Here is a 15,490-nt window from a genome sequence, read left to right as displayed (position 1 = left end):
GGCCCCGGTCACAGGACCATCGCGGGCACGACCAGGGTGCCGACGAGCGCGACGGGGCCGATGACCACCATCGACATCCCCCATCGGGTCAGCAGGCTGGTCATCCGGGCCCGCTGGTCCTCGGCGACCGAGGCGACGAGGGTCGCTCCCACGGTCGAGAACGGCGAGACGTCCACGATGGAGGAGCAGACGGCGAGCGCGCAGATCAGGGCCCAGCCGGGGATGTCGCCGGTGGCGACCAGCGGCAGCGCCAGCGGCACGAGGGCGGCCAGCATGCCGGTTGTCGACGCGAAGGCCGAGATGAGGCCGCCGAGGAGGCAGATGATCAGGGCCGCGACGATCGGAACGCCCACCTTGCCCGCCGTTTCCCCGAGCAGGTCGACGGCGCCCATGTGCTGCAGGACACCGACATAGGTGATGATGCCGCCCACCAACAGGACCGTCGACCAGTCGATCTTCGCGACGGCGCTGTTGCCGGATTTCGGGTCGATCAGCGTCAGCACCGCCCCGAAGGCGAAACCGAGCACCCCGATGTCCGGGTCCTGGCCTGCGAGCGAGATCCCGATGACGGCGCCGACGAGCCCCACCATGCAGATCACCGTGGCGATCTGGACCCCCGTGAACGGTTCCCGTTCGGCGAGCGTTCCGTGCCGGGGTCCCGGTCCGTCGTCGAGGCGGCTGCCTGCGATGCGGTGCGTCACGTCGCCCTCGTACTGGGCGGTGCCCGCTCCTGTGGCGATGCTGGTGACGAAAGACGGTGTTCTCGAACCGATCTCGGTGGCCAGTGCGACGTGACGCTGTCGCAACCTGGATCCGCCGAACATGACGAACGCGCCGAGCAGCAACACCAGGTTGACGACGACGGCAACCGTGAACAGGGTGAGCGGGCTCAGTTCGATCCCGGCCTCGTGGGCGGTGCCGTAGCTGACGATCCCGAAGAGACTGGTCGGGGCGAAGGCCCCGGCGCTCAGTCCGGTCCCGATGGCCAGACCCATGAGCATCGGGTCCATGCCGTACTTCCTGGCGATCGGCATGCCGATCGGGGCCACCACCAGGCCGCCAAGTGGCGAGCCCATGGCCGAGATCCCTGCCGTCAGCGCAAAGAAGACGAAGGGCAGCACGGCGGCGTTGTCGCCGACCTTGGCGAGCGCGACCTCGATGATGCGGTCGATGGTGCCGTTGGACTGAGCGATCGCGAAGAAGTAGGTCACGCCCACGAGCAGCACCAGGATGCTCAGCGGGAATCCCCCGATGATGTCGTCGATGGGCATGTCGGCCAGCCAGAGCCCGACGCCGCACGCGGTGGCGAACATGAGCACGCCGATGTGGACCTTGCGGAGCGTGGATACCAAGAAGACGCCGACAAAAGATGACGAGCGCCGAGAGCTGTAGAGCCATGCGGTTGCCTTTTCCAGGAGTGTGGGGGCGGGTATTCCCAATCGGTCCACTGTGTGGCACACTGGTCTATCTAGCGAACCGATGCCGTGTAAGCTAGCTCACACCGGGCGGCAGCGTCAACAAACTCGGAGGTCAAATGCCCACCAACAGCGTCGTTTCCGCATTTCGGGTGCTGGAGACGGTGGCCGAACAGCAGCCCGTCGGGCTGTCGGAGCTCAGCAGGATGGTGGACCTGCCCAAGAGCACGGTGCAGAGGTGCCTGCTGACGCTGCACGAACTCGGTTGGCTCCGGCCGAGTTCCGCCGCGCCGACGCGGTGGAGCCTGACCTACCGGGCCTTCTCGGTCGGCAGCAAAGCCCGTGACCATCAGCAGATTCGGGAAACGGCGCTGCCCACATTGAACGAGCTGCAGTTGGCGACCACGGAGACCATCCACCTCTGCGCCCCGGACGGGCGGGAGATGGTCCTCATCGAACGGCTCGACACCGCACACTCCTTGCGCGCGTTCATGCCACTGGGGCAACGGATCCCGATGCACGCCTCCGCGACCGGGCAGGCCTTCCTCGCGGCGCAGCCCGACGACGCGGTCCGGTCCTATGTGGCCGACGGGCTCGCCCCGCGGACGCCGAGCACCATCACGGACGCCGACGTGCTCTGGGAAACCATCGAGCAGATCCGGGGTCGCGGATACTCGATCAACGATCAGGGTCTGAGTACCGGCATCACGGCGATCGGCGCGGCCGTCCTCGACGCCGACGGGCAGCCACTGGCCTCGGTGTCGGTGTCCGGTCCGACGAGCCGGATCACCGCCGACAAGTACGAAACGTACGGCCTCGCAGTGCATGCCGCGACCCAGAAGATCCGGGCGGCACTGCTGCGCTTCGACCTCGAGTAGGCGTGGCGGGTCGGCGTGGAAGCGCTCTCAGGCGGGGCGTTCCGCGTCGTCGCGATGCAGCGCCTTGGGTAGGTAGGCCGCACCGGGTCCGTAGCTCGCGGCGGCATCGCCCGGGTTCGACAGTGCGCACGTCTTGAGGGAGAGGCACCCGCAGCCGATGCAGGAATCGAGCCCGTCGCGCAGCGCGATCAGGGCGTCGATCTGCTCGTTGAGCCTGCCGCGCCAACTCTGCGACAGCCTGGTCCAATCGGCCCGGGTCGGGGCGCGCCCGTCCGGCAGCTGGGCCAGCGCCTCGGCCACCTCCTCCAGGCTGAGCCCGATGCTCCTCGCGGCGCGGACGAAGGCGATCCTGCGCAGCACGCTGCGCTGATAGCGCCGCTGGTTGCCCGACGTCCTGCTCGACGTGATCAGGCCCTGGTCCTCGTAGTACCGCAGTGCGGACGGGGCCAGGCCGCTGCGTCGCGCCACCTCGCCGACGGTCAGCAGATCCGTGGTGCGCATGGGGAGCTCCTCACCTGCGGTCCTTGACATCAAGTGAACTTGAGCTTTCAGGATGGTCCCAGAAGTCACGGGACGCAAGGAGCTCTGATGGACGACACCAAGACGGCGTTGATCACCGGCGGATCGGCCGGTTTCGGCAGGGCGGTGGCGCTCGCGCTGGCCGAGCGGGGCTGGCAGGTGATCGTCACCGGTCGCCACGATGCGGCCCTCGCTCGGGTCGCGGCGCAGGCGAGCGGGATCACCGCGTGCCAGGGCGATGTCACCGATGCCGCGCACCGGGAACAGCTCCACACGGAGATCGCCACCCGCGGGCGACTGGACCTGCTGCTCAACAACGCCAGCACGCTCGGACCGAGCCCGATGCCTGCGCTCGCACGGTACCCGGAGGCCGAGCTGACGAACGTGTTCGCGACGAACGTGATCGCGCCGCTGGCGTTGATCTCCGCGCTGCTCGAACCGGTGAGCCGGGCGGCAGGGGCGATCGTGAACGTGTCCTCCGACGCGGCGGTCGAGGCCTACGAGGGGTGGGGCGGATACGGTGCGGCGAAGGCCGCCCTCGACCACGCGACGGCCGTGCTCGCGGTGGAGCAACCGCAGCTCTCGGTATACGCGTTCGATCCGGGCGACATGCGCACCGCGATGCACCAGGCGGCGTTCCCAGGTGAGGACATCTCCGACCGCCCCGAACCCGAGACGGTGGTGCCCGCGCTGCTGCGGCTCCTCGACACCCGCCCGGGCAGTGGCCGCTATCGCGCGGCCGACCTGCTGACCGAGGCGGTGTCGCCGTGACCGAGGTGAGGGTCGAGGCCGCGGCCGGGCCCGACTTCGTCCTGCCGGACCGGCTGGAGGCGAGCGGTCCGCCCGAGAGCCGCGGGCAGCTGCGGGACACCGTGCGCCTGTTGGTGGCCGAGGGGGAGCGGGTCGAGCACGCCCGTTTCCACGAGCTGCCGAGGTATCTGCGCGCGGGCGACGTTGTGGTCGTGAACACGTCGGCCACCCTCGCCGCCGCCGTCGACGGCACCGTCGACGGAGTGGGCCCGGTGGTGGTGCATTTCTCCATGCCGCTCGACGACGGCGCCTGGGTGGTGGAGGTGCGGGCGCCCGGTCCGGTGACAGGGCCGCTCGACGATGCCGCCGCGGGCATGCGAATTCGCCTCCCGCTCAGCGCGGAGGCAACCCTCCGGGAGCCGTGGCCGCGGACATCGATCAGGCTGTGGCGCGCCGAGATCGACGGCGTCGCGGACGTCGCGCGGGATCTGCTCGCGGTCGCAGGCAGGCCGATCACCTACGCGTACGTGCGGGAACGGTGGCCGCTGCCGTACTACCAGACCATCTTCGGGAGGGATCGGGGGAGCGCGGAGATGGCCAGCGCGGCAAGGCCGTTCACGCACACCATGATCACCGAGCTGGCCGTGTCGGGGGTGGTGGTCGCGCCGGTCCTGCTGCACACGTCGGTCTCGTCGGCCGAACCGGGCGAGCCACCGATCCCCGAGCGGTACGAGATACCCGAGTGGACCGCCCGGCTGATCAACGACCGGCGTGCCGCGGGTGGCCGGGTGATCGCGGTCGGCACCACGGTGACCCGGGCACTCGAAACCGGGGCCACCGAGCGCGGGACGGTGGTGGCCGGGGCCGGCTGGACGGACCTGGTGCTGAGCGCGCGGCGGCCGGCCCGGGTAGTGGACGGCCTGGTCACGGGCTGGCACGCCCCCGGCGCGTCGCACCTGATGCTCCTCGAGTCGGTGGTGGGCCCGGCGGTCGTGCGCAGGGCATACGAGGCCGCGCTCGAGGAGGGATACCTCTGGCACGAGTTCGGGGACAGTGCGTTGTTGCTGCGCGCAAAAGGCCAGCTCGCGCGCCTCACGCCGACGGCGGTACGCGGGTGAGGTTGTTCACAATCGGCCCGCACGCGTGACGGGAACCAACGAATCTCCTGCGATAGTGACCCCATGATCGAGATTCGCCCCGCAACGCCCGCCGACTACGACACCATCGGCGAGCTGACCGTCGACGTCTACGTAGACGGTGGATTCGTTTCGGACACGAGCGCGTACGTGGACCGCCTGCGCGATACCGCGACCCGCGCGGAGCACGCCGAGGTCGTTGTGGCCGTCGCCGGTGACGAGATCGTCGGTTCGCTGACGATCGCCGAGCCCGGCACCCCGTTCGCCGACGTCGCGGAGCCGGGCGAACTGGAGTTCCGGATGCTCGCGGTCGCGCCGACCGCCCGCGGTAAGGGCGTGGGGTCGGCGCTGGTGAAGCACGTCCTGGACGAGGCCTACGACCGTGGGCTCGCACGCGTGGTGATCTCGACGGAGGCGGACATGGTCGACGCCCGCCGCATCTACGATCGCAACGATTTCGTCCCTGCGCCCCAGCGCGACTGGGAGCCTGCGCCGGGTGTCGAGCTCACCGTGCTGGTGCGCGAGTTCGTCTGAGCCGGTGGCAGCCCCGCGCTAGCTGAGCACGGTCGCCACGATGCCGGCCAGGTAGCCGAGCCGCGCGATCTCGGACGGCCGGAACTCCGGTCCGCCCGGACGTCCGAGCAACAGCGCCTGGCCGGAGTGCCCGAGGGGAGCCGCCGCGAGCGTGGTGTTCATGTCCTTCCACACCGTCGGCACCCAGTCGGCCTCGCCGTCGAGGACCGTCGGCTTGGTCAGCGGCATCCACGGGGCCTCCCCGGCATGGGTTTCGGGGGCTCCCGAGCTGCCGACCACCCGAAACGTCCCGCGGGAGCCGATGCCGATCACCGTCGCCCAGCCGACCCGCAGCACGCGGGGGGCACCCTCGACGAGGACCTGGAGCCGGTCGTCGGTGGCCGTGGCGACCTGATCGATCAGCTCCAGTTCGCGATGGGTGTCGAGGATTCCGGTGTAGGGCCGGATCGAGTCGACGCGGACGCCGGCCAACTGCTCCGCGGCGGTCAGCAGGGTGTCCGGCAGCGAGCCGTGCGCCACGTCGACGACGAGATCGTCGACCGCGTACCCGGCGCCCCGCTCGACCACGTCGAGGGAGAGGATGTCGGCTCCGACCGAGCCGAGCGCGACGGCCAGCGAGCCCAGGCTTCCGGGACGATCGGGGAGCTGGACACGCAGGAGATACGACACGGGGCGTTCCTTCTGTGGCGGGTGGGTCGGGGAACGGTGGGTTCGCCCTGACTCCATCCTTGCACCGTTTCTGCTCGGTGTGCCGCCCGGACGTGTCAGCGAATTCGCCGCTGCCCGTCGGACTCCCAGCTCGCCGCGGATCGGTGACACGGGTGACATGTGATCGTTCCGCCGCGGAAACGAAGTCGCCTCGCGCGCCCGGGTCGCGTCCGGCCCCGGCTCTGGCTGCGGCGGCCGGGCGGCGACGCTCTAGGCTAGGGGCGATCGCTGTCTCCGACCTGAAAGGGGCCCACGCGGTGCCTGCCATCTCCCGTGACGAGGTCGCCCACCTCGCCCGGCTGTCCCGGCTCGCGCTGTCCGACGCCGAACTTGACGAGTTCGCCGGTCAGCTCGATTCGATCCTCAGCCATGTCAAGACGGTGGCCGAGGTCGCCACGGACGATGTGCCGCCCTCCGCGAACCCCAACGCGATCACCAACGTGACCCGCCCCGATGTGATCGTTCCCGGACTCACCCCCGAGCAGGCGCTCTCGGGTGCGCCCGCCGTCGAGCAGGACCGTTTCGCCGTGCCGCAGATCCTGGGGGAAGAGCAGTGACCACCGACCTGACCGCGTTGGACGCCTCCGTCCTCGCCTCGAAGATCCATGCCCGTGAGGTGTCCTCCGTCGAGGTCACCCAGGCGCACCTGGACCGCATCGCCGCGGTCGACGGCGAGATCAACGCCTTCCTGCACGTGGCGGGCGAGCAGGCGCTGAGCGCCGCCAAGTCGGTGGACGACGCGCTGGGCTCCGGCCAGGCGCCCGCGTCCGCACTGGCGGGCGTTCCGCTCGCGCTCAAGGACGTGTTCACCACCACGGACATGCCGACCACCTGCGGATCGAAGATCCTCGAGGGCTGGGTGTCGCCGTACGACGCGACGCTGACGACCAAGCTGCGCGAGGCCGGCATCCCGGTGCTCGGCAAGACCAACATGGACGAGTTCGCGATGGGCTCGTCCACCGAGAACTCGGCCTACGGGCCCACCCGCAACCCGTGGGACACCACGCGGATCCCGGGTGGCTCCGGCGGCGGCTCGGCTGCCGCGCTCGCCTCGAACCAGGCGCCGCTGGCCATCGGCACGGACACCGGCGGATCGATCCGTCAGCCCGCGGCCGTGACCGCCACCGTCGGCACCAAGCCCACTTACGGCACGGTGTCCCGGTTCGGTCTGGTCGCGTGCGCGTCCTCGCTCGACCAGGGCGGCCCGTGTGGCCGCAGTGTCCTCGACACCGCGCTCCTGCACGAGGTGATCGCCGGCCACGACCCGCGCGACTCCACCTCGGTGAACGCGCCGGTCCGTCCCGTGGTCGAGGCCGCCCGTCAGGGTGCGAGCGGCGACCTCAAGGGCGTGCGCGTCGGCGTCGTCAAGGAATTGCACTCGGACAGTTACCAGCCCGGCGTCATCGCCTCGTTCGATGCGGCCGTCGCGCAGCTCACCGAACTCGGTGCCGAGGTCGTCGAGGTCTCCTGCCCGAACTTCCTGCACGCGCTCGCGGCCTACTACCTGATCCTGCCGAGCGAGGTCTCCTCGAACCTGGCGCGCTTCGACGCGATGCGGTACGGCATGCGCGTCGACGACGGCAACATGAGTGCCGACCAGGTGATGGCCGCGACGCGGGCCGCCGGATTCGGCAAGGAGGTCAAGCGCCGCATCATGATCGGCACCTACGCGCTGTCCTCCGGCTACTACGACGCCTACTACGGCTCGGCGCTGAAGGTCCGCACGCTCATCGCGCGCGACTTCGATAAGGCGTACGAGTCGGTCGACGTGCTGGTCTCGCCGACCAGCCCCTTCACCCCGTGGAAGCTGGGGGAGAAGGTCAACGATCCGCTCGCGATGTACCTCTCCGACCTGTGCACCCTGCCGACCAACCTGGCCGGGCACTGCGCGATGTCGGTGCCCTCGGGCCTGTCCGCGGACGACGGGCTGCCCGTCGGCCTGCAGATCATGGCTCCGGCGATGGCCGACGAGCGGTTGTACCGGGTTGGCGCGGCCTACGAGACCGCCCGCGGCTCGATCAAGTAGCGCTGCGCGCCTGTGCGCGATCGGTACCCCGGTGCGGGTACCGATCGCACACAGTTCGTTGATCAGCCGGTGAACCACCGGCGACGCCTGGCCGCCGCGAATTCCGCCTTCTCCCGGGCCAACTCGGCCGATGGCGCGACGAACGGCGCGACGGGCGCCGGACCGGACAGGAAGTCCGCGTCCACCTTGCCGACCAGGCCGCCGCCGAACTCGATGTGGCAGGCGCCCCGGCCGCGGTACTTCACCTCGGGCTGCGGCGTCGATCGCACCCTCGCGGCGATGACCGCGGCGACCGTGCGGGCGGCGTCCTCGGCGAACACCCCGGCCCTCGGGACGGGTGCGTCCGCGCAGTCGCCGATGGCGTAGACGCCGGGGAAGGGCGTGGCGAGCGTGCGCTGGTCGACGGCGACCCAGCCGTCCGCTCCGCCCACCGTGAGTCCGGACGCCTCGACCACGTCGGGTACCCGGTGTTTCGGGATCCCGATGAACAGGTCGTAGTCGAGTTCCCCCGCGCGGGTGCGGGCGCGGTGCGCCGACGGGTCGAGCGCGTGGACCAGGCGTCCCGGCGAGTACTCGATGCCGCGTTCCGCGAGCGCCTCGACGAGGGCGGTCGAGGTCTCCGCCGACACCGGGATCGGCGAGTCCATGGGGCTGAGCACGTGGATGCTCGTCCGGTCGCGCAGCCCGCGCCGGACCAGTTCGTCGTGCAGGAGCAGGACGCCCTCGTAGGGCGCCGGCGGGCACTTGAACGGGACGCTGAGGATGCCCAGCAACACCCTGCCGCCGGTGAAGTCGTCGAGCCTGGCACGCAACCGGCCGACGCCGTCTATGGAGTAGTACTCGTGCCCGTCCTCCACGAACCCGGGGGTCGCGCCGGGCTCGTAGTCGGCGCCGAGCGCGACCACCAGGGTGTCCGGCTCGTATTCGGACCGGTCGGTGACCACGCGGCGGGTTCGCGGGTCGATCGAGGTCACCGTCTCCCGCCGGAACTCGACGCCCGGCCGGACGAGATCGCGGTACGGAATCCGGACCGAATCTTCGGTCGCGCCCTTGAACAGGACATCCATCTTGGCGAACCCGAACATGAACGAGTCGCTCCGGTCGACGAGGACGACGCGGGCCTCGTCGGCGACCGACTCGGACAGACACGCGGCCAGCTCGAGTCCCCCGAATCCGGCGCCGAGGATCAGCACGGTGTGCATGCATCAAGGCTCCTCCCGACGCAGGCGCCGAGGCAAGGGCCGTGCGCGCTACGGCCAGACGAACTCGGCGTCCGCCTCGTAGTCCGCGCGGCGCGCGGCGAGGGCCATGTTCACCATCTGATGGGCGCCGGTGCCGATGATCTGGCGCACCGGCGGGTGCGGGTTGTCCACCAGTGCGAGGAGGGCGGCGGCCGCCTCCCCGGGCGGCGCGTCGGCCCACTCGGGGTCGGCGTCCTCCGGCTCCGCCGGTGGGGGAGCGCTCGGGTCCGGGTACTCCGCGGTCCCCAGTATCGCGAGACGGGTCTCGTCGTAGGCGCGATTCGCGGTCGCGAATCTCATGCTCGAGCGCGCCCAGTCGGTGTCGAAGCCGCCGAGTTGCGCCATCGTCACCGAGATCCCGAACGGGCGGAGCTCCTCGGCGGCCGAGGCGCTGAACCCCTCGAGGGCCCACTTGCTCGCGTTGTAGAGACCGAAGGTCGGCATCGCCCCGACCGCGCCGACGCTGGAGATCTGGATGATGTGCCCCGATCCCTGCGCCCGTAGCTGCGGTATCACGGCCTGGGTAACCCACAGTGCACCAAAGAAATTCGTCTCCATCTGGGTACGGACCTGATCCTCGGTGACCTCTTCGACGGCGCCCATCAGCCCGTATCCCGCGTTGTTGACGACGACGTCGATCCGGCCGAACCGGTCGACCGCCTGCGCGACGGCCCCGGCGGCGGCGTCGCGATCGGTCACGTCCAGGCGCAGCGCGGCCACACGCCCGGGGTAGGCGGCCTCCAGGTCAAGAAGGGCTGTCGCGTCGCGGGCGGTCGCGGCCACCCGATCGCCCGCGTCGAGTGCGGCGGTGGCAAAGGCGCGTCCGAGTCCGCGTCCGGCGCCGGTGATGAACCAGGTGCGGGGTCCGGTGGTGGGAATGGTGGCCTCCTCGGGTTCGGTAACGAGACGGCGCGTCTCGTGAAGCCCACTGTGGCATCACCCAGAGGTCATGTCAAGACGCAACGTCTCGTCTCGCTGATACGGTGGGCGCATGACGACGAAGCCCAAGGTCCCGCCGGTTCGGCGCAGCGAGCGTGCGCGGTCCGCGATCCTCACCGCTACCACGGAGCTGGTCTTCGAGGTGCCCTATGGCCGGTTGACGATCGAGGCGATCGCCGCACGCGCGGGCGTGGGTAAGCAGACGATCTACCGGTGGTGGCCGACCAAGGGAGCGGTGCTGTTCGACGCGCTGCTCGAGCTGTCCGGCGGACCGGACGGGGTCGCCCTGCCCGACACCGGCGACCTGCGCGCGGATCTCGGGCTGTTCCTCCGCGCCACCGTGGCGGAGATGACCGAACCGCGCTTCGATGCCTTCCTCCGCGCGGTCATGATCGAGATCCAGTCGGATCCCGACCTCGCCGAGGTCTACCGGGAACGGCTGCTCGCGCCACAGCGCGAGGCGATCCACGAGCGGCTCCGGATCGCGGTGGAGTCCGGCGCGATCAGGGCGGACGCGGACCTGGAGGTCGCGGTCGACCTGCTGGTCGGGCCCGTCCAGACCCGCTGGGCGCTCGGGCTGGGAGGCCTGACCGAGGGCTACGCGGACTCCCTGCTCGAGCTGGTCCTGGCGGCGGTGAATCCGAGCTGATTGCCCCAGGCGGATCCGTCCATCTGGAACGTCGAGAAGGCTGAGAAGGTGCTCGAGGACGGCGGCTACAGGCGCACCGGGCGTGGTGGTCGAGCACCGCCGAAACCGGCTACCGATCCTGGTCAGCCAACACCACGTCGCAGAAACGACCGATTCTTGGACAGTGGTCGACCGTGCCGCCAACAACCAACGGAGGCGGTGGCCGATCCCGACACCGAAGGCCCGCGCTCGGCGTTGCTGACCGGCCAGGCAATCCGGGCACGCCGTCCTCGACGGTGTCGGGGTAGTCGGCCGGCTCGCGCCAGCCAACTACCACCCCAGCCGCCTCATATCCTCGGTCACGGAGTCGGCGTACGACGGTCCCACCATCACCGCATCGTGTAGTGCGCGCTGGCGATATTGGCTTGAACGGCCGCGTGGGCGGTGGCTGATGGCACGCCGAAAGTCATGGCCCCTTCGAAGAACTCACCGTCGGTTGTTCCCTGGTCGCCGCCGGATCCGAGAATGATGGCCCCTTCCTTCTGCATGGGCGAGTACCCGGGCCCCGGTGGTGTCGGGCCGTCATAGAAGGTTTCCAGCTGGCCTCCGTTGGCGTCCGCGCCCCTGATCGCGAACGTCTGGGAGCCGGGGTTGTCGAGTACCGCGGTCACGAACGGGTAGGGCATTGCCTTGTTGTCTGCCGTGGCTGCGCAACAGAATCCGAGACCGGACTTAGCGGTGCCGCCTTGCTTGGCCCGGTAGTTCTCGGCCTGCTCGGTGGGGGTCCCCGTCATGAACATCCCGTTTTCGAGGTCGGCTTGCACCCACGGCCCGTCCCCGGGCCCGCAGGCATTCCAGCAGGCACGGCTGAAGTTCAACGCATCCATATGACCGTTGCCGGTGTCGGTACCCGAGATTTCGGAGTTGCCGAAGTCGAAGCAGCAGTCCCGGCCCGAGTGGGTGCCGCCGAACACTGCGTACATGCTCTCGGGCTCGTCGTTGACCGCGACACCGCGGGCCCGGATGTTGCCGTTGTTGTAGGCCTGACCTGGGTAGCCGGTGAGCGTGAAGCAGGTCAACGCGATCTCGCATGGTCCCATTTGTCCCCCGCTCGGACCGGTTCCGGGCGGGGCATCGACGAACTTGAAGCCGTACGCGGGGCGACCGTCGACGGTGATCGGCAGGGCGGCCGCGTCGACCCCTTCGTGAGGGAAGAAGAAGTTCGAGTAGATCGCCGTCGTCGGACCCTGTGGGATCAGGTTGTTGTGCTGGTCGGACTGGTCATAGATCGTCGTGACGGTGCATCGTGTCGCAGCACAGAACCCGTCCTGGTACGAGGCGTTGGCGTACCCGCCCGCGGCAGTCACACCGATATCGGTACGGGCCCTGTCGGAGTGGCGCTCGACCTGATACAGAGCCCCGGCGTAGTCGGCGAACAACGCTCGCGCCGAGCTGTAGGCAGCCACACAGGGTGCGCCGTCAGCGGCGTAGACATCGCACGGCCGCGGCGCCGACAGCGGCTCGCCCGTCACCACTGACGGGTTGACGAACAGAAGCGCCAACAGTGCAACCGCGAGACCGAAAACCCGGCCCCGACGACTCCTCGACCAGCTCCGTGCTCCAGCAGGTCGTTTCGAGCGTGCGAAGGTGGCCGGTATGGACTGAGCACGACGCTTTGTTGCGTGTGCGGATTCGACAGACAAGGGCGTTCTCCACTCTGATGCGCGTCTGGCCTCGATCGGAGGCCACTTTGGGTTGAAATCTCTCCCGGAGACTAACCGACTGACCGCTCGGTTGGTAGGCCCCCGCATCCGTCGGTCAAGGCTGCGCTCAAGTTGCCCGACCGAGCCCCTGTCCAAGAATCGGTCGTTACCTGGACACGAATCGAGGAAGGGGAGCTGTGACTTTCAGCCCAAGGTGGCGGGGTTTTGGCAGGGCTATGTGGCGCCGATGACGAGGCAAGCCAGACGCGGCCGCCTCGACACTGCGATCGAAGAAATGGCAGCGGACAGCGAGTTCACCCCACTGGTGCGCCGCATGTCATGCCTGCGCGGTGTGAGCACCTTGACCGGGTTCGCATTGGCACTCGAGATCGGGGACTGGAACCGGTTCACCGGCTTTCGCAAGGATCGTTCGTCGGGTTGGTTCCCTCGGAGTATTCCTCCGGTTCATCACGGGTGCTGGGCGCGATCACCAAGACCGGGAACACCCATGTTCGCCGACTATTGGTGGAAGCGGCCTGGCATCACCGGCCCCGCTATCACGTCGGGACGGTGATGCGCCGACGGTGGGATCTGGCACCGGCCGCGGCCCGTGCCCGTGGAGACGAGGGCAACCGCCCCTGCACCACCGGTGGGTGAGTTTCCTCGAACGCCGTAAGCGGCCGACGGTGGCGAACGTGGCGATCGCCCGCGAGTTGGCCGGCTGGTGCTGGTCCCTGGCGGTCATGAACGACTGAGCGACCACCTGATCCGCTTCCTCCCCGAGCCGGTGGTGGCAGCGCGTGGATCGACCCGCGACCCAACTATGAGCAGACCTTCCGGTCGACGCTCGATCCTAGACACGCGGAACCCGATCCAGCCGAAACCCCGTCCTGCGGTATCCAACCCGCGCATATGCCCCCGAGCACTTCGTGCAGGGAGGGACCCCCGTCTGACCGCGCGTCGCCAACCGACACGCTCACCACACAGACTTGCCAGAGGAAGCACCGAGGCGCCGTCGGGGTAGCTTCCCGACGGCGCCTCATCCTGTCCTCTTGACAAACTTCCCTACATATCAGTTGGTGCGGATCGTCAGGCCGGGGTTGGCCGCGAGGACCGACTTGACCGGCTGCCCCAAATTGGTGGGATGAATGTGGCCTCATGGCGCTGCTGAGTCGGAGCCGCGGGCGATACCGAGAGCGGGGCGTCACCCCGGAATACGACAAGGGGCCCCGAACGCGAGAGAGTTCGCGTCCGAGACCCCTTGTCGGGACGTTCGGGGTGTCTAGTTGGTGCGGATCTTCAGACCGGGGTTGTCCTTGAGGATTTCCTTGATCGGTGTCACTTTCACGGTGGGTTTGTAGCCATCCGGAACATCCGGATCTGCCATCATCTCTTCGCACTCCGACTGGCTGAGCGTCATTATGTTGGATTGGCCCGTGATGCCTAGTGCCTCGGTGCCGGTGATCATGGGGCTGCCGCTGTCGCCGCCCAGCCCACAGATCCTCACGGCGAACCTGCCAGTGGTGTGGCCACCTCGCGGATCGCCGGTCACGGCGACTTTGATTGTGCCGCAGTGGTAGCCGGTGGTTTGGCCGGACATGCACACCGGAGCCCCCTCCACGGGGTCGGCGGTGCCGGTGATCGCCAGCGGGGCCTTACGGGGGACGCGAACGTAGTTGTTCTCGAACCGCTTGGCGAACGTGTCGTCGATCTTGATCACCGAGTAATCGAGTCGCAGTGGCGCCTTTGCCGTCTTGACCGCCTCGCCGAAGCGCACGCCACGCTCGCCGCCCACCACCTCGTGTCCGATTGAGGCGCGATCAGTGCCCGCAGAATCAGGCTCGTTCGGGTCGCAGTGACCGGCGGTGAGGACCGCCGCATGGCCGGAGGCGTCGGTGGCGTTGAAAGCGAGCGTGCACATGTGGGATCCGCCGGAGGCGCCCACGAAATCGTATGTGTCGCCACCCATGATGGCGTTGGCGGCCGGCGGTTTGGGCTTGGTGGTGGTGGGCTTGGGGGGACCCGCGACGGTGACCTGCGCGGTGGTGGTGGCGAGTGCGACGTTCTCGAAGCCGGAGAAGGTGGCGGTGATGGTGCGCTGACCCGCCGCGGTGGGGGTCCACTGGAAGGTGGAGGTGCCGTCGTCGTTGACCAGTGCAGTGGTGAGGACGGTGGTGCCGTCCTTGAATTCGACGGTGCCGTCGGCTGCTGCGGGGTTGTTGACCTTCGCCTTGAGCGTGGTCGCCTTGCCGACGGTGGCTCCCTTGATGGGGTCGAGGGTGATCGTGGAGGTGGCGGGGTTGTTGTCGGCGGGTGCGACGGTGACCTGCGCGGTGGTGGTGGATCCGGCGACGCCGTCGCGGCCGGAGAAGGTGGCGGTGATGGTCACCGTGCCGGCGGTGTCGGGGAACCAGTCCGCGGTGGCGGTGCCGTCGGCGCCGACCGGTACGGGCTCGAATTCGACTGCACCGTCGCTGAACACGACGGTGCCACCCGCTGCTGCGGGGTTGATCTTCGCCTTCAGCGTGGTCGCCTTGCCGACGGTGGCGCCGGCGATGGGGTCGAGGGTGGTGGTGGCGGCGGCCGGGTCGGTGGGCTTGGTGGTGGTGGGCTTGGTGGTTGTGGGTTCGGCAGGCTTGGTGGTGGTCGGCTTGGTGGGTTTGGTCGGGTCGGACGAGCCGAGCGAGCCGAACCCGGGCAGGGCGGACGGGCCAGCGGGTTCCTGCGCCACGCGGACGAAGTTGAGGAAGTCGGGCAATTGCAGGCCCTGGCCCGCGGCGGTGTCCTTCACGTTCAGCGCGATGTCGTTGTTGACGGGGTCGATCGCGGTGCCGTTGACGAGGCCGGCCAGCGGTGCGGGCAGCTGCTGGATCCAGGTGTTGAGCTGACCGAGCAGGTCGGACAGGGCGTTTTCGCTGCGCGACTGGTCCTTGACCTTGAAGCCGGCGGCCTCGACGGCTGTGCGGGCGGCGGCCTTGTCCGGTCCGTCGGCCAGGCCGACCAGCGGGGTGCC

At 69.1% G+C, this 15,490-nt stretch carries 14 protein-coding genes and 1 pseudogene; 8 read left to right on the top strand and 7 right to left on the bottom strand.

Annotation, left to right across the window (positions count from 1 at the left end; all coding sequences use genetic code 11):
* Positions 1-8: 8 nt before the first annotated feature.
* Positions 9-1,352 carry an SLC13 family permease gene (locus RM1_RS04575; RefSeq protein WP_245816038.1) on the bottom strand — a complete coding sequence of 448 codons (1,344 nt, stop codon included), beginning with the start codon at positions 1,350-1,352 and terminating at the stop codon, positions 9-11.
* Positions 1,353-1,534: 182 nt separating this feature from the next.
* On the opposite strand from RM1_RS04575, the gene RM1_RS04570 reads away from it, so the two are divergent.
* Complete coding sequence (locus RM1_RS04570; protein ID WP_072750205.1) at positions 1,535-2,293, top strand: IclR family transcriptional regulator; 759 nt, start codon at positions 1,535-1,537, stop codon at positions 2,291-2,293.
* A 27-nt stretch (positions 2,294-2,320) separates the two neighbouring features.
* Here the strand turns inward: RM1_RS04570 and soxR are convergent, their stop codons facing one another.
* On the bottom strand, positions 2,321-2,794 hold the full coding sequence (soxR, locus tag RM1_RS04565) for a redox-sensitive transcriptional activator SoxR (RefSeq protein WP_027499186.1): 474 nt from the start codon (positions 2,792-2,794) through the stop codon (positions 2,321-2,323).
* Between the two features lie 87 nt (positions 2,795-2,881).
* On the opposite strand from soxR, the gene RM1_RS04560 reads away from it, so the two are divergent.
* From RM1_RS04560 to RM1_RS04550, 3 genes are all read left to right on the top strand, one after another.
* Positions 2,882-3,583: an SDR family NAD(P)-dependent oxidoreductase gene (locus RM1_RS04560; RefSeq protein ID WP_072750204.1), complete on the top strand. Its 702-nt coding sequence runs from the start codon at positions 2,882-2,884 to the stop codon at positions 3,581-3,583.
* Positions 3,580-4,680, top strand: a complete 1,101-nt coding sequence (locus tag RM1_RS04555) for an S-adenosylmethionine:tRNA ribosyltransferase-isomerase (protein ID WP_072750203.1) — start codon at positions 3,580-3,582, stop codon at positions 4,678-4,680. The genes RM1_RS04560 and RM1_RS04555 overlap by 4 nt, the downstream gene beginning before the upstream one ends.
* Positions 4,681-4,743: 63 nt before the next feature.
* Positions 4,744-5,232: a GNAT family N-acetyltransferase gene (locus RM1_RS04550; RefSeq protein WP_072750202.1), complete on the top strand. Its 489-nt coding sequence runs from the start codon at positions 4,744-4,746 to the stop codon at positions 5,230-5,232.
* Between the two features lie 18 nt (positions 5,233-5,250).
* On the opposite strand, the gene RM1_RS04545 is transcribed toward RM1_RS04550, so the two are convergent.
* Positions 5,251-5,901 carry an ACT domain-containing protein gene (locus tag RM1_RS04545; protein WP_027499189.1) on the bottom strand — a complete coding sequence of 217 codons (651 nt, stop codon included), beginning with the start codon at positions 5,899-5,901 and terminating at the stop codon, positions 5,251-5,253.
* 296 nt (positions 5,902-6,197) lie between these two features.
* Here RM1_RS04545 and gatC point away from each other — a divergent pair, with 296 nt between their 5' ends.
* Both gatC and gatA read left to right on the top strand, forming a co-directional pair.
* Positions 6,198-6,497, top strand: a complete 300-nt coding sequence (gene gatC, locus RM1_RS04540) for an Asp-tRNA(Asn)/Glu-tRNA(Gln) amidotransferase subunit GatC (RefSeq protein WP_027499190.1) — start codon at positions 6,198-6,200, stop codon at positions 6,495-6,497.
* Positions 6,494-7,966 (top strand): Asp-tRNA(Asn)/Glu-tRNA(Gln) amidotransferase subunit GatA, encoded by a 1,473-nt coding sequence (gatA, locus tag RM1_RS04535; protein ID WP_072750201.1) that lies wholly within the window; start codon positions 6,494-6,496, stop codon positions 7,964-7,966. Before gatC ends, gatA begins: the two co-directional genes overlap by 4 nt.
* Before the next feature lie 62 nt (positions 7,967-8,028).
* Here the strand turns inward: gatA and RM1_RS04530 are convergent, their stop codons facing one another.
* On the bottom strand, positions 8,029-9,168 hold the full coding sequence (locus tag RM1_RS04530) for an NAD(P)/FAD-dependent oxidoreductase (protein ID WP_072750200.1): 1,140 nt from the start codon (positions 9,166-9,168) through the stop codon (positions 8,029-8,031).
* A gap of 48 nt (positions 9,169-9,216) precedes the next feature.
* Positions 9,217-10,056: an SDR family NAD(P)-dependent oxidoreductase gene (locus RM1_RS04525; RefSeq protein WP_245816042.1), complete on the bottom strand. Its 840-nt coding sequence runs from the start codon at positions 10,054-10,056 to the stop codon at positions 9,217-9,219.
* 142 nt (positions 10,057-10,198) lie between these two features.
* On the opposite strand from RM1_RS04525, the gene RM1_RS04520 reads away from it, so the two are divergent.
* Positions 10,199-10,795: a TetR/AcrR family transcriptional regulator gene (locus RM1_RS04520; protein ID WP_072750198.1), complete on the top strand. Its 597-nt coding sequence runs from the start codon at positions 10,199-10,201 to the stop codon at positions 10,793-10,795.
* 368 nt (positions 10,796-11,163) lie between these two features.
* Here RM1_RS04520 and RM1_RS04515 read toward each other — a convergent pair whose 3' ends face one another.
* Positions 11,164-12,306, bottom strand: a complete 1,143-nt coding sequence (locus tag RM1_RS04515) for an arabinofuranosidase catalytic domain-containing protein (RefSeq protein WP_169922287.1) — start codon at positions 12,304-12,306, stop codon at positions 11,164-11,166.
* 603 nt (positions 12,307-12,909) lie between these two features.
* On the opposite strand from RM1_RS04515, the pseudogene RM1_RS26700 reads away from it, so the two are divergent.
* Positions 12,910-13,017, top strand: a pseudogene (locus RM1_RS26700) (transposase); the annotation flags it as partial.
* A 742-nt stretch (positions 13,018-13,759) separates the two neighbouring features.
* On the opposite strand, the gene RM1_RS04505 reads toward RM1_RS26700, so the two are convergent.
* Positions 13,760-15,490 (bottom strand): Ig-like domain repeat protein (locus RM1_RS04505; protein WP_072750196.1); only part of this gene is annotated, 1,731 nt, incomplete at its 5' end.

This window comes from Rhodococcus maanshanensis NBRC 100610, from assembly GCF_001894865.1.
Lineage (GTDB): Bacteria > Actinomycetota > Actinomycetes > Mycobacteriales > Mycobacteriaceae > Rhodococcus_G > Rhodococcus_G maanshanensis.
This window is presented reverse-complemented; position numbering and strand designations above follow the sequence as displayed.